Genomic DNA, 22,362 nt, shown 5'->3' on the forward strand with positions numbered 1-22,362 from the left:
CAAGACCTGACGCGGGAGTGGCCGAACACTACTCCCGCGTTGGCGTTTTCGGACTGACCATTGCCAGCCTGATGAATTCGGTGAAGAAATCATGGCCAAACGAGATTACTACGAAGTACTGGGCATTGATCGCGATGCCGATGATAAAGCGATTAAAAAGGCTTATCGTCGGCTGGCGATGAAATACCATCCGGACCGAAACCCGGATGACCCGGCTGCTGATGAGAAGTTTAAAGAAGCCACCGAAGCCTATGAAGTGCTCTCGGATGAAGATAAGCGTGCTGCGTATGATCGCTTCGGCCACGATGGGGTCGACCCCAGTATGGGAGGGGCTGGCGGCTTTAGTGGTGGTGGCGCCAGCTTCCAGGATATTTTTGGTGACGTCTTCGGTGACATCTTTGGTGGTGGTGCTGGTGGCGGCGGCCGTGGGGGTGCGAATAGCCCGCAGCGCGGTGCTGACCTGCGCTACCAGCTCGATCTAGATCTTGAAGATGCTGTTCGCGGCACTTCTGTCAAAATCAAAGTGCCGACCCTGACCGAGTGTGAACATTGTGAGGGTTCTGGCTCTGAAGATGGTAAAACGGAAACCTGCTCAACCTGTAATGGGATGGGGCAGGTGCGGATGCAGCAAGGCTTCTTTGCGATTCAGCAGACTTGTCCGACCTGTCACGGGCAGGGCACTATTATTCGTAACCCTTGCCACAAGTGTCACGGCCAGGGGCGTGTCCGCGAACATAAAACACTGGATGTAAAAATTCCGGCCGGTGTGGATAATGGCGATCGCATTCGCCTTGGCGGTGAAGGCGAAGCGGGCATGCGTGGTGGCCCGGCAGGTGATCTATATGTGCAGATCAATGTTCGCCCGCACCCCATCTTTGAGCGTGATGGCGCTAACTTATATTGCGAAGTGCCGATTAGCTTTGTTGATGCGACCCTGGGCGGTGAGTTGGAAGTGCCGACACTGGATGGTCGTGTGAAGCTGAAAATCCCCCCTGAAACACAAACAGGCAAGCTATTCCGTCTACGGGGTAAAGGGGTGAAGCCTGTGCGTGGTGGCATGACAGGGGATTTGATGTGCCGTGTTGTCGTTGAAACGCCGGTGAACCTCTCTGAGGATCAGAAGAATATTCTGCGTGAGTTCCACGAAGGGTTGAGTTCTACCAAACACTCACCCAAGAAAACGGGTTTCTTTGATGGCGTGAAGAAGTTCTTTGATGAGATGAAGTTCTAGTCGCTTGATCGACACCTGATCAAAAAACCGCCTGTTCTTTCGAATAGGCGGTTTTTTGTTGGGCCTGACTCATACTAAACGGGGTGAATCAGCGCTAGACCACTAGCACCGGGCATTTGGCGCGGCTGGCGACGCGTTGAGAGACACTCCCTAAAAACATACCATCCACGTCACCGGTGGTCCCGCGACTTCCCATCACAATTAAATCGATTTCCTGCTTTTGGGCAAACTTGGTGATGGTACTGGAGGGGCGGCCGCTCTTTACAAACCCTCTGACTTGTTCTGAGCCCATCGCTTTAGCATGATCCTTGGCTTGGGTCACAATCTCACGGGCATACTCTCGCAAGGATTGATCAGGGATTTGGACATCCTCTGGTCGAACCATCGATAGCGAGGCTTCAAACAGGCTATGGTGTTTGTAGACGTAGAGCAGGATTAACTCCGCATGAGTCAGTTGCTGTAACTCTACGGCTTTATCCAGTGCTTCAATGGATAGCTTCGAGCCATCGACCGGCACCAGTATCTTTTTGAACATCGAATCCTTCCTCTGTGACAAACCCCACCTTTTCAGGTCGGGTCGCGCTTCAGGGAACGCTGGGTTCAGGTGACATCAGGTCAAAGGTGTCCTCCATGCTGACCTGAGGCCAGCATTGATTGAAGAGGGGTTATCTAAAGGCCAGATCTCGTAGGAATAGCGCAATCTCAGGGAAGGCCACTAATAACCCTGCTGCGACCATGAGCATCAAGATAAAGGGAGGCGTTCCTTTAATGACGTCCAGGTAGGGACGTTTGAAAATGGCGATGGCGGTGAAAATGTCGCAGCCAAACGGCGGGGTGGCGGAACCGATGGCCACCTGTAGGGTGATCATTGTTCCGACCAGCACGGGATCCAGCCCTGTGCTCTCGACGACGGGCGAGAAAATGGGCACCAGGACGAGAATGACGACAATGGGGTCGACAAACATGCAGCCAATAAAGAAGGCGATCGCAATGGTGATGAGGACGCCATTCGGCCCCATATCGGCAATGCCAATGGCATTCAATAGGATCTCAGGGACCTGAGCAAACGAAATGATCCAGGAGAAACTGTTGCCGACGGCGACCAGAATAAAGACAACCGCTGTAATCAGGCCGGTGGACTTAGCAATGGCAAAGATATCCCGGGCATTCAAGGCGCGGAAAACACCGAACTCCAGAATAATGGCATAAAGCACACAAGCGGCCGCCGCTTCGGTTGGGCTGAAGATACCACCATAGATGCCACCCACGATGATCACTGGAAACCCCAGCGGCCACAAGGCCTGACGAACAGCGACAAAACGTTCAGACCAGCTGGCTTTAGGCTCAGTGGGCACATCTTTGACAATGGCGTAAATCACACAATAGACCGAGAACATCGCGAGGATGAGTAATCCAGGGCCGATCCCGGCGATAAAAAGCTCCCCGATTGAGGTACCTGAAATCACGCCGTAAATAATCATGCCAATGCTGGGCGGGATCAAAAAGGCAATGTCGCTGGCATTAATGATCAGCGCCAGGCTGAACGCATCAGAGTAACCGGCTTTAAGCATGCGAGGGCGAAGCGGGGAGCCGACGGCAACGACAGTCGCTTGAGTTGACCCGGAAACGGCACCAAACAAGGTACAAGAGGCGGCAGTACTGACCGCTAAGCCGCCACGAATATGGCCAATAAAGGTCATGACCATATTGATTAACCGCTCGGCGGACTGGCCTCGGGTCATAATATCGGCGGCTAGAATAAACATCGGCACGGCGATCAATGAAGCGGGACGGATACCCGCCATCAATTGCTGAATCAGCGTCTCCATCTGGCCAAACCCATTGAAGGTCATGACAAAGCCGATGATGGATGCGGTAATCAGCGGGATCATCATAGGAAAGCCCAGCAGTAGCAGGACAATCATGGTGACCACCATTATTGTAATCATATGAGGTTCCTCCGCACCATGCCGCCGTTACCCACGAAACGAATGTTGATCACGCGAGTATTGATCAAATAAGCGTTTTTAAAACAGTGGCTTGCTAAGCAGGGGTTAGACTTCAGTTTCTGTGTCGTCATAGCTATCGAGCACCCCTGTTGAGATATAAACATCCCGTGATGTTAGATTCTTGATGGCGGTCAGCAGGTATTGGATACCGGTAATCAGAAAGCCAACGGGTACCCACAGATAAATCCAAAAGATGGGGAAGCCTAACGCGGGTAATACACGGCCCTTGCCATATAAATCCACAATGTAAAAGCAGGCGTAATACAGTAAGAAGAACATGATGGCCGCAGTGAATAATGAAATCGTCACCATGAGTATTTTTCGGCCTGTGGCGGGCAGGGCGTCATAGACGGCGGACATCCGGATATGGCGGCCATGGCGGGCAGCATAGCCGATACCAGCAAAAGTGATCATGATGATCAAAATACGGTTGATTTCACCAGAAAAGAAAATGCTTTCTCCAATGGCAAAGCGGCCCACCACATTGGCGACAGTATTGAGCGCCATCAGTAAAACGCCAAGCGCTAGGATAACGGCTTCAACCTTACTGATCAGTGTATCTAGTGTCCCTAGAATGCCAGGAAGGCCGGATGTGTAATGAATTTCAGACTCGTCTTCGGTCATGACCCTTAATCCCATTCGAAGGGATGCCTTTCACAAAAGTCTATTTCAATACCTGCGCAATGTGCGTGTTGATGAAGTTCCGCTAATGCATCCAGGTGCTGTTTAGACCGCTTGTTTATCGCCGCCTTATCCACCACTTAGGCTTCTCATCGCCATGAGCAAACGGGTATTGAGCTATCTTCTGAGGCAACCATGATCAAAAGAACCGGCCCTCACTTGGAGGGCCGGTTCGATAGGCTTATTGTTGCTCGACGTTTTTCAGGTCCTGCTTGAACTGTTTCAGCAGTTTTTTCCCGTTATCGCCAGTCATTTCCAGGAATTTCTCTTCAACCTGGGGAGCGCGTTCTTTAAAAGCTTCAATCTCTTTATCGGTCAGGCGAGTGACTGTCACCTCATCGGAAGCTTGTTGAATTTTCTCCAGTGAGCGTTCTGCAAGCCCTTGAATGTGTTCCATGGTGTGGCTATAAGCCGCTTCAGAGGCATCCTGGACCAACTGTTTGTCGTTATCCGACAGGTCATTATAGAAATCTTGGTTGGCCATGACCGCGGTGGTGAACCAGCCGTGCCCGGTAAAGGTCAGGTTGGGAGAGACTTCGTATAGCCCCCCAGACTCAATCCAGAAAATGGGGTTCTCTTGGCCATCAAGAATCCCAGTTTGGAGTGCACCATAAACCTCACCCCACGGCAGTGGAGTGGGGGTTGCACCGAACGCACGATAGGTCTCAGACAGCAACGGGTTGGTCATGACCCGGATCTTTTTATTATTAAAATCTGCCGGGGAATGAATAGGCTCATCGGCGGTGACGACCATTTCCCCTTCCGGGAACATTTTTAAGAGCTCTAGGCCGTGCTCAGCATAGAGTTTGGGGAACATCTCGTTAATCGCTTTCGATTCATCGAAGAACTTCAGCACGGTCTGCTCATCAGTAGGCAGCAGGTAGGGGATAAAGAAGATTTGAGCGGAAGGAATTAAAGCGCCGGTAAAGCCTGGGGACTGGTCAACAAACTGCAGAATACCATTTTGAGTTTGTTCCATAATGTCGTTGGATTCGCCTAACTCACCGAATCGATAAACCTGAACATTATGGTCGGAATTGTTTTCAATGTATTTTTTGAAGGCTTGAGCATACACATCCTGAACGTCGCCTTGATATTCTTCATGCGCATAGCGCCAAGTATCGGCCAGTGCGGCAGCTGACATCCCCGTCGCAGCCAGGGCCAAAGCGGTTGCACTGGCTATCTTGCTCAATGTTTTCATTATCATTCTCCATTTAGATCCAGTCGCCGGATTGAGATCTGCCTTGTGCGCCTTCTTGTGGGGCGACGTATCGAATAAAAGCTAGCCAATGTGGACTTCCCCGCACTAAGGCAAGCGGCAGATACACATAAGCCCTAAATAGCATTGCAAACATAAAATTATCTTTCAATAGGATAATGAAAATAATTTTTTATGGTTGGTGGGTTGAACAAGAGCCCCAGGTATCGTGACACCCGGAAAAGCGGCTATGGAAATACGCCGCGGGCAAGCATGCGAATCAAGTCTTTTGATGTGTTAAAAGACTTCTCAGTACGTTGAGTCTAGGCAAAGAAATGCTCATCGTTCAAATAACGCTTGTCAGAGAGATGCCTATTGGGCTCAACAGCGGTTTCTCAGCGGAAGGTCGATATATCGATAAAAGGCCCCGTGATGGGGCCTTGAGAAGGACTGGCTGGGTATACGGATTGAGTGGAGTGAAGACTTATCGCCTAGTGCTTATTGAGCATCGGCTTGAGTGTCTTTACCCTCTTCAATGCTGAGAAGCTCAACTTTGAAATGTAGGGTTTCATTGGGGCCGATCTTGCCACCTGCGCCGGCTGGGCCATAGGCGAGATTGGCCGGAATGTAGAGTTCATATTCACTGCCGACAGGCATTAACTGCAGCGCTTCCTGCCATCCTGGAATGACCTGGTTGACTTGAAAGCTGACGGGCTCACCGCGTTGATAGGAGCTGTCAAATACCGTGCCATCCAGCAGCTTACCTTCATAGTTCACTTTGACGGTATCGTCCGCTTCGGGGGTCTCGCCATCACCCTTGCGAATAACCTTGTATTGCAGGCCCGAGTCGGTGACTTTAACTCCATCTTTGTCGGCATTGTCGGCGAGGAAGGCATCGCCTTTGGCTTTGTTTTCGGAGGCTTGTTGCTGTTGTTTAGCTTGAGCCTTGGCCATCATCTCTTGCTGGAATTGCTTGAGTGTATTTTGAATCTCATCCTGGCTCATTTGCAGGTCTTGATTATTCAATACATCGCGAATGGCTTGGGCGTAGCTGTCGACATCCAGTGAGTCGATACCGCTTTGTTGTAACTGCTTCGCGGTCACAACACCAATGGCATATCCCGTTTTGGCATCCGGTGTGCTGGGGGCCGCTGCCTGGGCCATCATCGGAAGGGCCATGCTGGTGGTGATCACCAGTGCACCAAATCGTTTAAGCATTATATCTCCTTGGGTTAAGGTGCTGAAAAACAACGTGAGATGGCATCAGGCACAATCTCAGTTAACGGTTGGGCTCTGCAATACCTCATGAGTTCCGTATCAGGGCGATATTACCTGAGATCAAGGGGCCTCGGGGCGAGCATGAGCCAGAAATTCGATAATCCGCATGCTGGCCTCGGCGGCCTCGGCGTCATCCAATACCACTGTGAGCAGGATGTGTAGTGTCTCTGGATCGGGACTGCTATCCGCTGCCAAACAACGAGCGAGGTTTTCGATCAGCGCCGCTTGGCGGTCTTCGCAAGGGGTTAACCCTTGACGCTGACGGTAATGAAAATACAACATCGCCTGCTCTTGTTTTTCAGACAGGAGTTCAGCCTCAGCGATCAGCTGTTTCATTTGGTGTAACAGGCCCTCTTTTTCGTCGGGCTCGCCTTTATCTGCCAATACTTTCAGTTGGCGTCGCTGACGCCGCAAAATACAAGTGTAATCCTGGTGCCAGGCTTCCAATTGAGGTTGTTGGTGGGCTCGGTCAGGAAGAAAGCGTAAATGTTGCTGAGCCGCCCAGATGGCAAATAACAACAGGTTCACATTAGCCTGACACTCATCCTGTAGGCGTAGGCAGGCATGCTTAATACGTTCAATGCCGTACAGGCGCAGGGAGAAACGCCAGAATGGGTTATCATGCTCCAGCATCGTTTTATGACCTCTTACGCCCCGGTTCCGACCGCGCCGGTGGCGACCGAATTGCAAGCGGAGCAAATATAGCATGATGACATTTAGAGGCTTGACCCTGCAACGTGGGGATCAGCAACTGCTGGAGAACTGTAACCTAAGCTTGCACGCGGGCTGGAAAGTCGGTCTGACAGGCGCGAATGGGGCGGGGAAGTCGTCTTTATTTAAGGCCTTTCTTGGTGAGCTGATCCCCGATGCGGGTGATTTGGAGATGCCTGCCAGTTGGCGAATTGCCCATATGGCCCAAGAGGTCAGTGCATTGGCGCGCCCAGCCATTGACTATGTGATGGATGGCGACCAAGTGCTGCGCGGCATCGAACAAGGGCTGCGTGAGGCTGAATCTGCGGACGATCATCATCGTATGGCCGAGCTGCATGGTCAGTATGATGCCATTCAGGGCTATGCCAAACGTTCTGAGGCTGAGCAGTTACTGGCTGGGCTTGGGTTTGCCGAGGATGAGTTCGAGGCGCCTGTCAGTCATTTTTCTGGTGGTTGGCGCATTCGCTTGAACTTGGCCCGCACGCTGTTTCAACCTTCAGATTTACTGTTGTTGGATGAGCCGACCAACCACTTGGATTTGGATACGACGCTGTGGTTGGAGCAATGGTTGCGTCAATACCCCGGCACCTTAGTGATGATCTCACACGACCGTGATGTACTGGATCATGTGGTCGATCACATTCTGCATATCGAGCGTCAGCAATTGACGCTTTACCGGGGGGGCTACTCTGACTTTGAGCGTCAGCGTGCCGAGCAGCTGGCGCAGCAACAAGCGGCGCATGAAAAGCAGCAATCTGAAATTGCCCATATGCAACGCTTTATTGATCGCTTTAAAGCCAAGGCGACCAAAGCCAAAGCGGCGCAAAGCCGAATGAAGGCGTTAGAGCGCATGGAGCTGATTGCTCCGGCTCATGTCGACTCCCCTTTTAGCTTCACTTTTCCCGCATCGGATAAAACGTCCAACCCCTTACTTGTGTTGCGTGATGCGCAGTTGGGATATTCGACAGATCAACCGATTCTCAAGCAGATGAGCCAAACGCTATTGCCTGGCCAAAGAATCGGCTTGTTGGGCCCCAATGGCGCGGGTAAATCCACATTGATTAAATCATTAGTGGGTGATCTGCCGTTGTTGTCCGGTATGAGAACGGCAGGTGAGAATCTGTCGGTCGGTTATTTTGCGCAGCATCAGCTTGAAGCGTTAGATGTTCAGGCCTCTGCCGCGATGCATATTCAACGTCTATCCCCCAAGGCCAGCGAACAGAGTATCCGTAACTTTTTGGGCGGTTTTGGTTTTCATGGCGATGAGACGCAAAACCCTGTCGCCCGTTTCTCCGGCGGAGAAAAAGCCCGTTTGGCGTTGGCGTTAATTGCTTGGCAGAAGCCTAACCTGTTGCTTTTGGATGAGCCGACCAACCATTTGGATTTGGAAATGCGTCACGCGCTGACGGTCGCCCTGCAGGATTTCGAAGGTGCTGTCATGGTGGTCTCGCATGATCGCTATTTGCTCAAAAGCACGGTCGATGCCTATTGGCTGGTGGCGGATGGTCAGGTGGCGTCTTTTGACGGTGACTTGGATGATTACGAGCAGTGGTTACGTCAGCGTAATGTGCAGGCTCGGCGTGAAGCCAAAGCGGCCCCTTCAGTCTCCAGTCAGACGCAGACACAAAAGCAAGAGCGTAAGCTTGACCGTAAAGCCGCGGCACAATTAAGGGCTCAGTTGAAGCCTTGGAAGCAAGCGGTTGATCAGGCTGAAAAGCAGCTTGAACAAGCACAGCAGCAGTTAGCGGACATCGAATCGCAGTTGGGAGATGCTGCGCTTTATACGGATGATACGCGTAAAAGCGAGCTCCAGGCGTTGTTGCAGTCGGAAGGTCAGGTGCGTCAGGCGGTTGAAGACGCGGAACTGGAATGGCTGGAAGCCAGTGAAGCCTTGGAAGAGAAGGAGGCTGAGTTACAAGCCTCCTAAAAACGCATCATAGACCCCGTGAGCGGTGTGGCATCGATTTAATCACCGACGTAAATCATCTTACGGGTCATGCCGCCATCAACGACAAAGTTCTGGCCCGTGATAAAGCTGGCTTCGGGTGATGCCAGCCAGCTGACCAAGCTGGCTACGTCATCAGGCTTACCGACGCGGCCGACGGGGTGTTGCGCCTTATCTTCTTCGGAATGATAGGGCTCATAACGGGAGCTGGTTTTTTGCCAGTCACTGACTTCAATCCAGCCTGGGCTGATAGCGTTAACGCGAATATCCGGCCCCAAACTGATGGCCAGTGCCTGAGTGAGGGCCACAATACCGCCTTTACTGGCGCTGTAGGCCTCAGTGTCAGGCTCGGCTTGTTGTGCCCGGGTAGACGCCATATTGATGATGCAACCACCGCTGTCCCGTAAATAGGGGACAGCGTGCTTGCAACACAGAAAAGTACCGGTCAAATTGACGTTTAAAACACGCTGCCAACGGTCCAGATCTAAATCTTCTATCGGGCCATTAAACGGATTGGAAAGGGCCGCATTATTCACCAGTAAATCAAGCCGCCCGAAAGTTTCCAGCGTATGCTCAAACAGGGCCGCGACAGCGGCTTCATTACTGATATCGGTGGCTTGAAAGGCCACGGGGCCTAACGCATCAAATAAGTGGATCGCTTCTGTTCCCGCTTCTCCGTCCAGATCAGCAATCATGACCTTCCAGCCACGTTGTAACAAGTGGCCCACAAGTGCGCGGCCAATGCCCTGAGCGCCGCCGGTAATCAGAGCCACAGGGGGGGTGGGGGAAGGGGTGTTCATGCCGCATCTCCTTGGGTTTCCAATAAGAAAGTCACCGGACCATCATTGACAAGGCTCACCTGCATATTGGCACCAAATTGGCCGGTGGCCACTTGATGATGGCGTGCGCGAGCCTGTTCCACAAAATACTGATAGTAGTGCTGTCCCTTTTCGGGGGAGGCTGCGGTTGAGAAGCCAGGCCGTAGCCCTTTTCGAGTATCCGCGGATAACGTGAACTGAGAAACGACCAATAAGCCGCCTTGGGTCTCCGTTAAACTCAAATTCATTTTACCTTGAGGGTCAGCAAAGAGGCGGTAGCGTAGCACCTTATCGAGCAGCCGTTCAGTACTGCTTTTGTCATCATGTTGATCAACACCGAGTAAAACCAGTAATCCTGCGCCAATCGAGCCAACCGACTGATTCTCTACCGTGACTTCGGCACGACTGACTCGTTGTAATAATGCCCTCATGATGCTGGCCTGCTCCTTTTGGTTGGATGATGCTTAGGACGATCGAATGAGATGAAGTGCATCGCCATATTGATTATATGAAGGGACGAGGTGTGATGCACATCGGTACGATTCTGGTCGCGCCATCGTCGGTGCCGATATTTGACATCAAGCCGCGACATCATTAGCATGCGATCATGTTTTTGTTATGTTATAACGTATCTTTAATGCTTGCGGGAAACTGCACTCCAATATTTATATATCGATGCACCTTTTCAATGCGTCTTTGTGGAGCCCTGTTGTGAAGCGTCGTGATCCATTACTTGATTCGTTAATTGCTCAAACCTCGCTACGCCGGTTGGTTCGCGTGATGGTTATTTTAATGGCGCTATGGCTGGCCATTTTTTGGGCGGTAGCACTGCCATGAGTATGCCTATGATTACTTTGGATAATGTGACGGTCACCTACAACCGGCATCCAGCAGTACATCATGTCTCAGGTTGTTTTGAACCGGGTAGCCTGACGGCGATTGCGGGTTCTAATGGTGCGGGCAAATCCACACTGTTGAAAGCCATGATGGGGGAGCTCTCTAGTGTTGAGGGCACTATTGATCGTGGTGATTTATTGGTACGTGATTTCGGGTACTTACCTCAGGCGGCTGATATCGATCGGCATTTTCCGTTGAGCGTAGCCGATACGGTCATGCTCGGCGCTTGGCGTGAAGTGGGCGCTTTTGGCGGTGCCACACGCGCAGTTGTGGACCGCGCTCGACAAGCACTTGTTGCGGTGGGGCTGGCGGGTTTTGAAAAGCGTGATATTGGCTCCCTGTCTGTTGGCCAGTTCCAGCGTGTGCTCTTTGCCCGGTTACTGCTTCAGGATGCCAAGGTCATTATTCTGGATGAGCCTTTTACTGCGATCGATGCGCGAACGACCCATGACTTATTAGCGATTATTCGGCGCTGGCACCAAGAAGCCCGTACGGTGATTGCTGTTTTGCATGATTTTGATCAGGTGAGAGCTTATTTTCCACAAACGTTGCTGCTGGCGCGCAAAGTGATTGGTTGGGGGCCTACTGAAGAAGTTTTGACAAAGGAGAATTTGCTACACGCAAAAGCGATGACCGAAGACTGGGATGATCAGGCGGGTGTGTGTGAAGCGCCTGTTCTGGAGGGGTCATGAGTCTTTATGCTTCGATGATCGCCCCCTTTGTGGATTATGGCTTTATGCGTCGAGCTTTGGTCGCTTCAATGGCCTTAGGCCTGGGGGCTGGGCCGGTGGGTGTCCTTTTAATGCTTAGACGTATGAGCTTGGTGGGGGATGCCATGAGTCATGCCGTGTTACCTGGCGCGGCGATTGGCTTTTTGATTGCTGGCGGCTTGTCTCTACCTGCAATGGGACTTGGAGGCGTGGTCGCCGGGTTAAGTGTGGCGTTGTTCTCTGGTGTGGTAAGTCGAACCACAGTGCTTAAAGAAGATGCCAGCTTTGCCACTTTTTATCTGGCTTCACTGGCGCTGGGTGTACTGATTGTGTCGTTGCGAGGGTCGAATATTGATCTCTTGCATGTGCTTTTTGGCACTATTCTCGCGATTGATCCGCTGGCACTTTATTTGGTGGGGGCCATTGCCTCTTTGACATTGCTCGCACTAGCCTTGGTTTATCGACCTTTGATTGCGGAGTGTTTTGATCCGGGTTTCCTTCGAGCGGTCGGCGGGTTTGGGCCTCTTTATCATTTTTTATTCCTGCTGCTTGTGGTCATCAATTTAGTCGCGGGTTTTCAGACACTCGGGACATTAATGGCGGTGGGCATGATGATGCTGCCGGCGGCGATTGCCCAACTATGGGCTCGTACTTTGCCTCGGATGTTTGTGATGGCCTCCTTCAGTGCTGTTTTTTCGGGCTTCGTGGGGTTGCTGGTGTCATACCACCTAGGGTTTGCTTCTGGGCCGACCATCATTTTAACCGCCACGACGCTCTATCTGATTTCGCTTCTGATTGCGCCTGAAGGCGCGTTGAGGCGCCTCATTAAACGTCCGCATTTAGCGGGCTGATACTAAGGAGACTTTTATGAAGGCCAAACCCCTTTGGCTCGCATTGGCGGGTTCGCTGGTTCTGAGTTTAGGCTGTGTTGGAACGGCATCAGCCAAAACGATCGATGTTGTGACAAGCTTCACGGTGTTGTCTGATGTGGTTCAGCATGTTGGCGGTGAGCATGTGAATGTGAAGAGTTTGGTGCCGCCCAATGGAGACCCTCATGCATTTGAACCTTCACCCGAAGATGCTAAGGCCTTGGGGTCGGCTGCAGTGAGTTTTATCAGTGGGGAAGGGCTGGAAAATTGGTTTCAGCGTCTTGCTACAGCGTCAGGGGCTCACATTGATCCTGTCGTGGTTTCAAAAGGTATCCAAACCCATACTTTCGAAGACGAGGGGCATGCTGTAACGGATCCCCATGTCTGGAACAGTATTCCGAATGTGTTGATATGGGTGGATAATATTGAGCAAGCGCTGATTGCCGCTGACCCCGAAGATGCCGATGCGTTCAAAGACAATGCTGATGCATACCGTCAGTCACTGCGCACCTTAAATGAACAGATCCATCAGCAGATTAATGCGGTCCCGAAAGCGCAGCGCAAGGTTCTGACCAGTCATGATGCTTTTGGTTACTATGGTGAGGAATATGGCGTTACCTTCTTGTCACCACTGGGGATGTCAACCGAAACTGAAGCTTCGGCTGCAGATGTCGCGCAGCTTATTGACCAGATTAAAGCGCAGCATATCAAGGTTTATTTTATTGAGAACTCCAATGATGCGCGCTTGATCAAACAAATTGCAAAAGCTACGAATGCTCGGCCTGGAGGTGAGTTATATCCCGAAGCCTTATCTGAGGCTGATGGGCCTGCCCCTACTTATGAGGCCTTGATGCGTTACAACACGGATCAAATTGTGCGAGCCATCACCTCGGAGTGACTGTCAGCTCTAATCCGTTCCATTCTGATACGCTCACTGGCTGCCTTTGTGGCCAGTGAGTTTTTTTATTGGGGGTTAGCTTAATCCGTTGAAGCCCATTAACGACATCCGCGACAGCGCTTATATTTATGTCAGAATAAAGAAGTGCGTTATCCGTAGGGGAGGCGCCTTGACGAATGGAATGTTTGCCTGGCTGGATTTTTGTCTTGCCGATCACATGCTGGCAACCTCAAGTTGGATATTGGATGCATGAGCTTTGAAACTGTTTTCTTGCTAGCCGGTGTTCTGCTGACGCTGAGTATTATGGCCAGTGTGGTGTCGAGTCGTATTGGCATGCCACTACTCTTTCTATTTTTGGGCATTGGCATGCTGGCCGGAGAGGATGGACCGGGCGGTATTCCTTTCCATGATTATTCAGTTGCTTATGTGGTGGGTTATCTGGCATTGGCCGTCATCTTGCTTGATGGTGGCTTGCGGACTCGCCTTGAAACCTTTCGGGTAGGGCTTAAACCCGCCTTATCTCTCGCCACGATTGGCGTTCTGCTCACCAGTGGCCTAACGGGCCTGATCGCAATGTGGGCCTTTGATCTGTCGTTATTACAGGGCTTATTGGTCGGCGCGATTGTGGGATCGACTGATGCGGCTGCGGTTTTTGCCATGCTCGGCGGCAGTGGTGTTCATTTGAACCAACGGGTCAGTGCGACACTGGAGATTGAGTCCGGCACCAACGATCCCATGGCGATTTTCATCACGATCACACTGATTGAGTTGCTGAAGCATCAGGTTGACAGCTTGTGGGGGGCTGGGCTGGTGTTTGTGGCTCAGTTTGGGATCGCACTGCCGATGGGGGTGTTGGGCGGCTGGCTTATTGTGCGGATGTTGAAGCGTCTGAATCTGGCTTCGGGCCTTTATCCGCTGCTGGTCACCGGGGCCGGTGTGGCGCTATTTGCACTGACCAATATCCTCGGAGGTAGCGGTTTCCTAGCGATCTATCTGGCGGGGATGGTCATCGGCAATAGCCGTGTGCGTCAGCTCGAGCATGTGCTCCCCATGCATGATGGCTTGGCCTGGTTTAGCCAAATCAGTCTGTTTTTAATTCTCGGGCTGCTGGTGACGCCTCACGAGATGGTGAAAGTCGGTCTCTCGGGGACGTTAGTCGCCTTAGGGCTGATTTTTGTCGCTCGACCGCTGGCCGTGCTGTTAGCACTGGGGCCCTTCTTCCGTTTCAAGTGGCGTGAGTTGGGGTTTATTGCCTGGGTCGGCCTGCGCGGTGCAGTGCCGATTGTGTTGGCGATTTTCCCGATGATGTCGGATTTGGAAGGCGCAACCTTGTATTTCAATATTGCGTTTTATGTGGTGTTGATGTCTCTACTGCTGCAAGGGATGTCGCTGCCTTGGATGGCGCGCTGGTTGAAGGTGCAAGTGCCGCCGCTGCCTAAACCGGTCAGGCGTGAGAATTTGGGGATTTATAGTGAAGATGACTATGAGCTGTATGTCTTCGAAGTGAAAACCGACACTTTAGACGAGGTGCCGTTAAGACAATTGCGGTTTCCATCTGATGCCAGGGTCGCGGCACTGTTTCGTGGGCGCCAGCTGATCCATCCTTCTGGAAGCACTCTCTTGTGCCAGGGGGATATGCTGTGTGTTATTGGACGAGAAGCGGATTTGACCGTGCTGGGTAAATTATTCAGTGGGGATGCGGCACCGACACTGAATCGTAGCTTCTTTGGGGACTTCACTTTGGAAGCCGAGGCGCCCCTAAAAGATGTTGCTGAGCTTTATGGTCTGACGCTGAGTCAAGGGCAGCAGGATATGACGCTGGGCGCCTTTATTGTGCAACGCCTAGGAGGCCAGGCCGTTGTGGGGGACCAAACGGATTGGCATGGCATTCGTTGGGTTGTGGCTGAGATGAGCGGTGGTCGGGTGACCAAAGTGGGTCTTATGCCTTGTGAAGTGGATCGTGGTTCTGGCAATCCCTCGGATTAAGCCCAAATGTCTTTTTGAATGCAGTCGCAAAATTGGCGGCGCTGGTGTAACCGGCTAGCGCCGCCGCTTCATCAATCGTGGTTTGACCTTGTGATAGGCTTTGTTGGGCGCGCTTGAGTCGGCGGTGACGCAGATAATGGCCCAATGTTTCCCCAGTATGGCGGCGAAACTGTCGTTGTAATGCACTTAAGCTCATATTCAGTTGGGTGGCCAGTGTTTCTTGTGACTGCATTAATCCTTGCCCTGCATCCAATTGACGCAGCAGCCGCGCAATGCGGGGGTCTGTCTGGGCTTGAGTGTAGCGTGGTCTTCGGTAATGCTCAGGCAATGCCATAAAGTCGAGCGCTTCACCGGCCAAGGCCAGTGCGTAGCCCGTGATTTGTAACCGCTGGGCTTCATGCGTTGTACTGCCCAGCTGTGGTGAAAATAAAGCGGTTAATGCTTGTCTTAAAGCGATTGATGGCTGCCATGGTTGTAACCTCGCCTCATTGAAGGTGTTGCGTAAATAGAGCCAATCGATTCCGCTATTTTGTAACCACTCCGGCATCATGGTGAGTGTGAGCGTACGTTCGTAACGTCCGGCATAGCCATATCGGGAAAACGCCGCTGTTTTCGGCAGTGTGACAATCACTCCGCCGGCATCAGGGGCGCGCAGTTGAATGACTTGTTGATCGAAAGCGACCTCGGCTTGGCCTTCCAGTACTAATGAGATTTTGATACCAGGGTGGAGTTGTGCCTGGCTGAGTAGGTCATATCGGTCGTACACATCAACGCGTCGTAATAATAGCCCTGGTTGAATTTCAAACACGCTCATTTGGCCGTTAAGTAAAGGCTCGCGTGGTGTCCATTGCGGGGCTTCAAACGCTTGGTTGTGAGCCAACACTTGAGAAATCTCGCGTAACTGCTGGGCATATACGACGTGTTGGCAAGATGTTGATGGTGTCGACATGGGTCTTTCAGTTCTCAATAGCCTTGATGTGATCTCTGAGCCGATGTGGACCTGAAATGCATCATTGGCCGTTTATGCAAAGTAAGCTGCCGCAAGCGCAAAGGCGCAACTGTGTGAAGTGATGGAATAATGCGATTCATTAATACGAATTGCAATAATTCTCAATAAAGTCATTGTTGACGAATGTGTGCGTCTCTACATGGCCTCTCAGTAGGCCATGATCATTCGGGAGTCTTGCGTGAATACTGGATCCTTTATGCGTTATACCGGGTGCCTGTTAGGCAGTAGCTTATTATTCGTGGGTTCTGCTTGGGCGGTAGAGCCTCAGGCTTCTACAGAGGGGGAGCGACTTGAAACGCTCACTGTAGAAGGCAATCGTTTATATGACATGGCATCTTCAGAAGATGCGGGGGGCTATACCACGGATGCCGCGACAGTGGGCACGAAAACCCCGGCGTCTCTTCGGGATATTCCTCAGTCGATTAGTGTGGTGACTCGGGAAGCCATGGATGATCAGAACTTCAACACGCTGGATGAGCTGGCCCGTCGAACGCCAGGTATGCGAGTGCTTAATAATGATAATGGCCGTTCTTCTATTTATGCGCGTGGCTATGAATACGATGAGGCCAGCATTGATGGCTTACCCGCCCCGATGCAGAGCATCAATGGGACGGTGCCACCTCTGTCGATGTTTGACCGGGTTGAAGTCATGCGCGGCCCTTCTGGTTTATTCAATAGCACCAGTGAAATGGGGGGGATCGTCAATTTGGTCCGAAAGCGCCCGACGGCAGACTTTGCCGGTCATCTTATGGGCCGTGCTGGGGCGCATGAGCAGCATGTGTTGGAAGGCGATATCCGAGGGGCTTTGGATCAAGAAGGTCATGTGCGAGGGCGTTTGATTGCCAATCAGACCCAGCATCCTGAATTTGTCGATCATAACGACAACCAGCAGCAGAATGTCTACTTAGCGCTGGACATGGATTTGAATGCCAGCACGATGTTATCCGTGGCGTGGCTTCATGATAAGAAATCAATCACGGTGAATAATGGTTTACCGGTAGGGCCTGAAGGGCACCTATTAGATTTACCTCGTTCCCGTTTTGTCGGCGCGACATGGAATGATTTCGATAGTCAGACCGATGATGGCATTGTGGAATTGACTCACCGGTTTGCTCATGGGGGCTATGGGCGTGTCGCTGCGCGTTATTCTGACCGCTCGGCTGATTACAATTACGCTTTTGGCGGCAGTGCATTGGCCGATGATGGGACCTTGTCTGTGGCGGGTACCGCTGGCGATATTGATCAACGAGCTTTGGCGTTAGATGCGAGTTACAGCCAGCCTTTTGAAGCTTTAGGGCAAGTGAGTGAGTTTGTGGTCGGTACAGATTACAAACACTTCAGAACCGATTCTTTTACGGGCCGTACTCGTGGCTTGGGCACGACCACACTGGCCGGTATCGAGGATATTGCGTATGTCGACATCCTTCATGATACCTCTGTACGAGTTAGTCGTGCGAACACTCGTGAGACACAAGAAGAATTAGGGGTTTATTCAAAGCTGACGTTTCGTCCCATTGAGGACTTGGCACTGATCGTGGGTGGGCGTTTAAGTGATTATGAGGTTAAGTATGAAGAGCGGTTGAATGATGCCGAAGACCAGCGAGACGGACACCCGTTCACAGGTTATGCCGGTGCCGTGTATGACCTCAACGCTCAGCATTCTCTTTATGCCAGTTACGCTGAAGTGTTCAAGCCGCAGACGGCTCAAGATGCTTCTGGTCAGCTATTAAAGCCGCGTGAAGGCGAGCAACAAGAAGTCGGGCTGAAAGGCAGCTATTTGGATGGACGTTTGAACATGCGCGTCAGTGCCTTTCGCTTGCAAGATCACCACCGTGCGGCCGCTCCGGAAGACACCACGGCGAATTATAACGTCAGCAAAGGTAAGGTCCGTATTCAAGGCGGAGAGTTTGAGCTATCTGGCAACTTAACGCCTCAATGGGCTGTTATTGCGGGTTATACCTATATCGATACTCAAGTGAAAGTCGCCTCTACGTCCAGAGATGATGGCATCTTTATGTTGATGCCTCACCACAGTGTGAATCTGTGGACTCAATATCAGTTTGATCGAGGCTTGCTCCAAGGCTTTGAAATGGGCGCCGGTGTGACCGCACTTAGCGATATTGAATCGAGTCAGGGAGTGCATGCCGGTGGTTACGCTGTGGTTGATGCGATGTTGGGTTATACCTTTGACGAACATCTCAGTACCCAGCTCAACGTGCGTAACTTGTTTGATCGTGACTATTATGCGCGTGTCGGCGGTCAGAATACTTTTAATATGTTAGGCGAGCCCATGACGGTTGAAGCGACGGTGCGTTATGACTGGTAACGATCTATTGCAAAGACCTTTCGAAGCCATGATACGGGCGGCAACTTGGATCATGACATACAGAGTGAAGTGCTAATGCGATGGGCGACCTATTTCAAGCGCTGCATGCTCCTGGCCTTGGCCGGGAGCCTTATTGCTTGTACGGCCAGTCATCAACGGGCTCAAGATGGAGTGACGATGAGCGACAGTGCGGTAAAGCTCAAACAAAGTGTGCAATGGTTGATGTCTCCTCAGGATGGCTCTGCGCCTTTCTTGATCCAGGTCTCTCAGCCATCAGGCCCCGTGCCGGAACAAGGCTATGCTGTCCTTTATGTGTTGGATGGTAATGCCCGCTTCCCCCTGATGGTCGCAGCACGCGATACGTTGATGCGTAAAGGGCCTGAAGATCCCGGGTTACCGCTATTGATTGTCGGAGTGGGCTATCCAGAGACTGATGATTTTAACTTCGAACGTCGGGCGGCGGATTATTTGCCTGCGATGGAGTCTGCAGATACTGGTACCTCATTAATGCCTGGGGCTGTGTCAGAATCGTCACAAGGTGCTGCACGATTCCTTACTTTTATTCAGTCGACATTGAAACCGGCCATTGAGCAACAGTATCCAGTTAATCATGCTCAGGAGACGCTCTTTGGTCACTCCTATGGTGGCTTGTTTACGCTTTATACGTTGCTGAATCAGCCGGATAGTTTTGATCATTACATGGCCTTAAGCCCCTCATTATGGTGGCATCAGGGTGTTTTGAAGCAAGATATTGAGGCATTTCAAGCCGACCGTTTCAAACCTGATGTCTTTATCGGTGTGGGCGCGCTGGAGCAAATGCCTCATCAAGAGGTTGACGCTGTGCGTGCAGCGCGAATGGCCGACTATGCGATGGTGGATAATGCGCGTTGGGCCGCCCAGCAATTACAACAGTCTGGACTCACGTCTGTTCAGTTCCGACGTTATGCCGGAGCGAGTCATGGCAGTGTGTTATGGCCTGGAGCTCAAAGCTTGATGTTGTGGTTGCAATCATTTGATGCGCCTCCCCTAACAGATACGCATCTATCGGGGCGTTAGTTGTCTTTTCCTAGCAACTCAGCTTTTAAGTCTTCATCCACTGGGTCGGGGCCGAGCCAGATCGCAAACAGCGCCATGGCCAGTTTTTGATCCATCAGTTGCCCGAGTGCGTGGTTATTCAGGCGTAGTGTGATGCCCTGGCTGGGTATATAGTCGAGGGTATATCGATCGCCGGGTTTGACGTCTTGATAGAGTCGATTGAATTGAGCCACTCGGTTTTTCAATTGAGCAAAGGCTTGTGCCGAAAGATTTTGCTCAACGCCTTTGAGCGTTGCTTCGGCAAAGTCCTCAGCGGCGATATCATGAAAGTATTCAATGGTCAGGCGTCGAGCGATGGTGGGATCATCTGGCGCGGCATTCGGGTCACTCTGATAAAAAGCAGCCACATACGCCTTGATGACCCATCGATAACGCAATAGCCCTGCACCGACAAGCGAAAGACGTGGCTCGGTGTCCAGGTGCTGGGGGAAATGAACCCCCTCAACTTCAACGTCAGTTTGGGTTTGGGATGCCTGTCCAGAGAGTGGTGTTAATAACCCTATCAGACATAGTGCGACCCAGCATAGTGCGACCCAAACGTGACGATGTAATCTCGATACCTGCATATGCCAGCGCCTCCTGCTGCAATTCGGTATTGTCGTGATCGTTAAATCCGACCACGGTATGTTGAATTGGTTGCATGGGATTTGGGTGTGGGCCGGTTATTTTCAAGCCTTCAGTTCAACTGAGATGATCCCATAAAAAAAGACCAAAGAGGAGAAGCTCTTTGGTCTTTAGGGGATTTATGATCTTAATTAACGTATTTCTTGGTCTTTGTCGGCCGAATCATCTTGTGCTGTCGGTGAATGTTCGTCCTCAGTGACAAAAAGCGTCGGGTCAGGTTTCGCGGCCTCTTCTTCTTCCGCAGAGCTGACCTGACGCAGGCGTGCTGCATCTTCATCACTGAGTAGGTCCGGGTCAAAGTCCATTGACTCGACAAACGCATCCTCTTTTTCCTGCTGTAGTAGCTCTTGATAGCCCTTCAGGGCTTCTACCAGATACTCATGATAATTGGCCGTATCTTGCAGGGTTCTTAGGTTCGACAGGAGCGTGTGTTCTTTCGACATCAGAGCCAGGCGCCTGAATTTACGAGCCCCAAGACGAGCGTTATAACGCGCCAAAGGGTAAATTCGATGGATAAACCCTTGTCGACCTTCAATATTCCGGATGTACTCAATCAGCTCACGCTTGAGCTTTTTACGCTTGGCGATTAACTCTGTGTATAAGGTCAGGCTTGGGAATAGCGACAACATGCCTGAGCCATGCGTGAGCCATAGAACGAAAGCAATCCCGCCGGCAATTCCGCCCAACCAGGGGCCAACTAAACTTAGCAGACTGGCTAGAAACAAGAACACGGCCCCACCAAGACCAATGAACCAAATCACGCGGGAACGCCGTGCGGACTCGACTTCATAGTCGGTGGGATATTCGTTGAGAGCCAGCAGATCAAAATCAATCCCTTCCAGCTCGGTATACAAGGCTCGACGCTCGGCCTCGAGACGTTCTTGCTCGGCCTTGCGACGTTCTTCGATCTTGCGGCGACGTTCTTCGTCTTCCCACGCTAGGCGCTCGCGTTCGCGAGCCTGCTTTTCCGATCTTGTTGATGGTTCATCCGCATTATGTTCGGTAACCATCTGGCCCGGCGTGAGAGGCGCATTGTCACCCAGACCGGCAATATCATGGGACTGGGAGGAGAGTCTTTTCACTGTTTGAGCTCGGAAGACTTATTTATGTGTTGTCACCCATATTAGCGGGCCTTTCCATATGGTTCAGTTTCATGCTGTAAAGCTGTGTGGCGGTCTGCTATAGGACATCATCACTTGCTTTACGCTGGGAATCAAATAAATAGCCTTATTGCGAGTGCCGATCAGCGTGGCCACCATTGATGAAAGTGATGAACTGGACCGCCTTTTTCAACCAAGTGTAGAGCATTCGATTGTTGCAGCGCACCACCCAGCCAGGTTTTAGCCTTTTGGATGGCCAAGTCAAGAGACTGCGTTTGAGGATACAAGGCTGCAATCGCTGAAGACAAGGTACATCCTGTACCGTGAAGATGCGAAGTGTTAACCCTAGGGGCTTCAAAGCACTCTGGACCATGACCTCGGTCAAGCCAATCAGGACAAGTCGCTCCTTCCAGGTGGCCGCCTTTGAGTAATACGCTCCCCGCACCAAGCGCCTTGAGTTTGGGTAATAGCGTCAGCGCGGTTTCTGCATCCCTTGGATAATCACAGCCTAATAAGACGCCGGCTTCGGGTAAGTTGGGGGTGACTAGGTCGGCGATGGGCAGCAGATAGTGGCGTACGGCATCCAGTGCTTCATCATCGACTAAGCGCGCACCATTTTTGGCGACCATTACGGGATCTAACACCACGAACAGATCGTTACGATTGCGCAATTGCTGATGAATGATTCTGGCCACTTCAGGATCGGCGACCATGCCAATTTTGATACTGTTGAGCGGTAGGTCTTCAAGCACGACATCGAGTTGCTGGTTGACGAAGTCAGCTGAAACAGGCATCACGCCCGCGACCCTTTGTGGGCTTTGAGCAGTAAGCGCGGTGATGACGCTGGCCCCATAGACCCCCAGTGCTGAAAAGGTTTTAAGGTCTGCCTGAATGCCTGCGCCGCCACTACTGTCTGAGCCTGCGATCGTTAGTGCATGATAAGCCATAGGCTGTCTCCTAGTAGGGCGAAGTTGAAA

The 22,362-nt window shown here is 51.7% G+C and carries 21 protein-coding genes; 9 read left to right on the forward strand and 12 right to left on the reverse strand.

Annotated elements, in window-relative coordinates; all coding sequences use genetic code 11:
- Positions 1-91: 91 nt before the first annotated feature.
- Positions 92-1,231 carry a molecular chaperone DnaJ gene (gene dnaJ, locus BFW38_RS16575; RefSeq protein WP_068999887.1) on the forward strand — a complete coding sequence of 380 codons (1,140 nt, stop codon included), beginning with the start codon at positions 92-94 and terminating at the stop codon, positions 1,229-1,231.
- Between the two features lie 94 nt (positions 1,232-1,325).
- Here the strand turns inward: dnaJ and BFW38_RS16580 are convergent, their stop codons facing one another.
- The 6 genes from BFW38_RS16580 to BFW38_RS16605 form a co-directional block, all read right to left on the reverse strand.
- Complete coding sequence (locus BFW38_RS16580) at positions 1,326-1,766, reverse strand: universal stress protein (RefSeq protein WP_068999888.1); 441 nt, start codon at positions 1,764-1,766, stop codon at positions 1,326-1,328.
- 130 nt (positions 1,767-1,896) lie between these two features.
- Positions 1,897-3,180, reverse strand: a complete 1,284-nt coding sequence (locus tag BFW38_RS16585) for a TRAP transporter large permease (RefSeq protein WP_068999889.1) — start codon at positions 3,178-3,180, stop codon at positions 1,897-1,899.
- Between the two features lie 105 nt (positions 3,181-3,285).
- Entirely contained in the window at positions 3,286-3,864 is a 579-nt protein-coding gene (locus tag BFW38_RS16590; RefSeq protein WP_068999890.1) for a TRAP transporter small permease, read from the reverse strand.
- Between the two features lie 238 nt (positions 3,865-4,102).
- A complete protein-coding gene (locus tag BFW38_RS16595; RefSeq protein WP_068999891.1) occupies positions 4,103-5,122 on the reverse strand; it encodes a TRAP transporter substrate-binding protein in 1,020 nt (339 codons plus the stop codon).
- Positions 5,123-5,617: 495 nt separating this feature from the next.
- A complete protein-coding gene (gene bamJ / locus BFW38_RS16600; protein ID WP_084004730.1) occupies positions 5,618-6,337 on the reverse strand; it encodes a BamJ family beta-barrel-assembly machinery protein in 720 nt (239 codons plus the stop codon).
- A 120-nt stretch (positions 6,338-6,457) separates the two neighbouring features.
- On the reverse strand, positions 6,458-7,030 hold the full coding sequence (locus tag BFW38_RS16605) for a TIGR02444 family protein (protein WP_068999892.1): 573 nt from the start codon (positions 7,028-7,030) through the stop codon (positions 6,458-6,460).
- A gap of 73 nt (positions 7,031-7,103) precedes the next feature.
- On the opposite strand from BFW38_RS16605, the gene BFW38_RS16610 reads away from it, so the two are divergent.
- On the forward strand, positions 7,104-9,035 hold the full coding sequence (locus BFW38_RS16610; RefSeq protein ID WP_068999893.1) for an ABC-F family ATP-binding cassette domain-containing protein: 1,932 nt from the start codon (positions 7,104-7,106) through the stop codon (positions 9,033-9,035).
- Between the two features lie 38 nt (positions 9,036-9,073).
- Here the strand turns inward: BFW38_RS16610 and BFW38_RS16615 are convergent, their stop codons facing one another.
- Complete coding sequence (locus tag BFW38_RS16615) at positions 9,074-9,853, reverse strand: glucose 1-dehydrogenase (protein ID WP_068999894.1); 780 nt, start codon at positions 9,851-9,853, stop codon at positions 9,074-9,076.
- Entirely contained in the window at positions 9,850-10,302 is a 453-nt protein-coding gene (dtd, locus tag BFW38_RS16620; protein WP_068999895.1) for a D-aminoacyl-tRNA deacylase, read from the reverse strand. The genes BFW38_RS16615 and dtd overlap by 4 nt, the downstream gene beginning before the upstream one ends.
- Positions 10,303-10,582: 280 nt before the next feature.
- Between dtd and BFW38_RS18380 the strand changes: the two genes are divergently transcribed.
- From BFW38_RS18380 to BFW38_RS16640, 5 genes are all read left to right on the forward strand, one after another.
- Positions 10,583-10,708 carry a hypothetical protein gene (locus tag BFW38_RS18380; protein ID WP_281180436.1) on the forward strand — a complete coding sequence of 42 codons (126 nt, stop codon included), beginning with the start codon at positions 10,583-10,585 and terminating at the stop codon, positions 10,706-10,708.
- An 8-nt stretch (positions 10,709-10,716) separates the two neighbouring features.
- Entirely contained in the window at positions 10,717-11,460 is a 744-nt protein-coding gene (locus BFW38_RS16625) for a metal ABC transporter ATP-binding protein (RefSeq protein WP_245686181.1), read from the forward strand.
- Positions 11,457-12,329 (forward strand): metal ABC transporter permease, encoded by an 873-nt coding sequence (locus BFW38_RS16630; protein WP_068999897.1) that lies wholly within the window; start codon positions 11,457-11,459, stop codon positions 12,327-12,329. Before BFW38_RS16625 ends, BFW38_RS16630 begins: the two co-directional genes overlap by 4 nt.
- Positions 12,330-12,345: 16 nt before the next feature.
- Complete coding sequence (locus tag BFW38_RS16635) at positions 12,346-13,245, forward strand: metal ABC transporter solute-binding protein, Zn/Mn family (RefSeq protein WP_068999898.1); 900 nt, start codon at positions 12,346-12,348, stop codon at positions 13,243-13,245.
- A gap of 249 nt (positions 13,246-13,494) precedes the next feature.
- Entirely contained in the window at positions 13,495-15,231 is a 1,737-nt protein-coding gene (locus BFW38_RS16640; protein ID WP_068999899.1) for a potassium/proton antiporter, read from the forward strand.
- Here BFW38_RS16640 and BFW38_RS16645 read toward each other — a convergent pair.
- The gene (locus tag BFW38_RS16645; RefSeq protein WP_068999900.1) at positions 15,185-16,180 is read right to left on the reverse strand and encodes a helix-turn-helix transcriptional regulator; all 996 of its coding nucleotides are present in this window, start codon (positions 16,178-16,180) and stop codon (positions 15,185-15,187) included. The genes BFW38_RS16640 and BFW38_RS16645 overlap by 47 nt on opposite strands.
- A 238-nt stretch (positions 16,181-16,418) precedes the next feature.
- On the opposite strand from BFW38_RS16645, the gene BFW38_RS16650 reads away from it, so the two are divergent.
- Both BFW38_RS16650 and BFW38_RS16655 read left to right on the forward strand, forming a co-directional pair.
- Complete coding sequence (locus tag BFW38_RS16650) at positions 16,419-18,566, forward strand: TonB-dependent siderophore receptor (protein ID WP_245686182.1); 2,148 nt, start codon at positions 16,419-16,421, stop codon at positions 18,564-18,566.
- A 75-nt stretch (positions 18,567-18,641) separates the two neighbouring features.
- A complete protein-coding gene (locus BFW38_RS16655) occupies positions 18,642-19,622 on the forward strand; it encodes an alpha/beta hydrolase (protein WP_068999902.1) in 981 nt (326 codons plus the stop codon).
- On the opposite strand, the gene BFW38_RS16660 is transcribed toward BFW38_RS16655, so the two are convergent.
- The 3 genes from BFW38_RS16660 to thiD all read right to left on the reverse strand — a co-directional run bounded on the left by BFW38_RS16660 (position 19,619) and on the right by thiD (position 22,332).
- Complete coding sequence (locus BFW38_RS16660; protein WP_068999903.1) at positions 19,619-20,227, reverse strand: chalcone isomerase family protein; 609 nt, start codon at positions 20,225-20,227, stop codon at positions 19,619-19,621. The two genes, BFW38_RS16655 and BFW38_RS16660, sit on opposite strands and share 4 nt — an antisense overlap.
- Positions 20,228-20,416: 189 nt before the next feature.
- Positions 20,417-21,367 (reverse strand): hypothetical protein, encoded by a 951-nt coding sequence (locus BFW38_RS16665; protein WP_139116656.1) that lies wholly within the window; start codon positions 21,365-21,367, stop codon positions 20,417-20,419.
- 161 nt (positions 21,368-21,528) lie between these two features.
- The gene (gene thiD, locus BFW38_RS16670) at positions 21,529-22,332 is read right to left on the reverse strand and encodes a bifunctional hydroxymethylpyrimidine kinase/phosphomethylpyrimidine kinase (protein ID WP_068999905.1); all 804 of its coding nucleotides are present in this window, start codon (positions 22,330-22,332) and stop codon (positions 21,529-21,531) included.
- Positions 22,333-22,362: the final 30 nt, after the last annotated feature.

It is taken from the genome of Terasakiispira papahanaumokuakeensis, assembly GCF_001709345.1.
Classification (GTDB): domain Bacteria; phylum Pseudomonadota; class Gammaproteobacteria; order Pseudomonadales; family Halomonadaceae; genus Terasakiispira; species Terasakiispira papahanaumokuakeensis.

What these genes read in the sequence shown, in the direction of transcription:
- BFW38_RS16640 (WP_068999899.1), top strand. Translation starts at nt 13,495, where the DNA reads ATGAGCTTTGAAACTGTTTTCTTGCTAGCCGGTGTTCTGCTGACGCTG.
- BFW38_RS16660 (WP_068999903.1), bottom strand. Translation starts at nt 20,227, where the DNA reads ATGCAGGTATCGAGATTACATCGTCACGTTTGGGTCGCACTATGCTGG.
- dtd (WP_068999895.1), bottom strand. Translation starts at nt 10,302, where the DNA reads ATGAGGGCATTATTACAACGAGTCAGTCGTGCCGAAGTCACGGTAGAG.
- BFW38_RS16635 (WP_068999898.1), top strand. Translation starts at nt 12,346, where the DNA reads ATGAAGGCCAAACCCCTTTGGCTCGCATTGGCGGGTTCGCTGGTTCTG.
- dnaJ (WP_068999887.1), top strand. Translation starts at nt 92, where the DNA reads ATGGCCAAACGAGATTACTACGAAGTACTGGGCATTGATCGCGATGCC.
- BFW38_RS16615 (WP_068999894.1), bottom strand. Translation starts at nt 9,853, where the DNA reads ATGAACACCCCTTCCCCCACCCCCCCTGTGGCTCTGATTACCGGCGGC.
- BFW38_RS16585 (WP_068999889.1), bottom strand. Translation starts at nt 3,180, where the DNA reads ATGATTACAATAATGGTGGTCACCATGATTGTCCTGCTACTGCTGGGC.
- BFW38_RS16645 (WP_068999900.1), bottom strand. Translation starts at nt 16,180, where the DNA reads ATGTCGACACCATCAACATCTTGCCAACACGTCGTATATGCCCAGCAG.
- BFW38_RS16655 (WP_068999902.1), top strand. Translation starts at nt 18,642, where the DNA reads ATGCGATGGGCGACCTATTTCAAGCGCTGCATGCTCCTGGCCTTGGCC.
- BFW38_RS16580 (WP_068999888.1), bottom strand. Translation starts at nt 1,766, where the DNA reads ATGTTCAAAAAGATACTGGTGCCGGTCGATGGCTCGAAGCTATCCATT.
- BFW38_RS16625 (WP_245686181.1), top strand. Translation starts at nt 10,717, where the DNA reads ATGATTACTTTGGATAATGTGACGGTCACCTACAACCGGCATCCAGCA.
- thiD (WP_068999905.1), bottom strand. Translation starts at nt 22,332, where the DNA reads ATGGCTTATCATGCACTAACGATCGCAGGCTCAGACAGTAGTGGCGGC.
- BFW38_RS16605 (WP_068999892.1), bottom strand. Translation starts at nt 7,030, where the DNA reads ATGCTGGAGCATGATAACCCATTCTGGCGTTTCTCCCTGCGCCTGTAC.
- BFW38_RS16590 (WP_068999890.1), bottom strand. Translation starts at nt 3,864, where the DNA reads ATGACCGAAGACGAGTCTGAAATTCATTACACATCCGGCCTTCCTGGC.
- BFW38_RS16610 (WP_068999893.1), top strand. Translation starts at nt 7,104, where the DNA reads ATGATGACATTTAGAGGCTTGACCCTGCAACGTGGGGATCAGCAACTG.
- bamJ (WP_084004730.1), bottom strand. Translation starts at nt 6,337, where the DNA reads ATGCTTAAACGATTTGGTGCACTGGTGATCACCACCAGCATGGCCCTT.
- BFW38_RS16595 (WP_068999891.1), bottom strand. Translation starts at nt 5,122, where the DNA reads ATGAAAACATTGAGCAAGATAGCCAGTGCAACCGCTTTGGCCCTGGCT.
- BFW38_RS16630 (WP_068999897.1), top strand. Translation starts at nt 11,457, where the DNA reads ATGAGTCTTTATGCTTCGATGATCGCCCCCTTTGTGGATTATGGCTTT.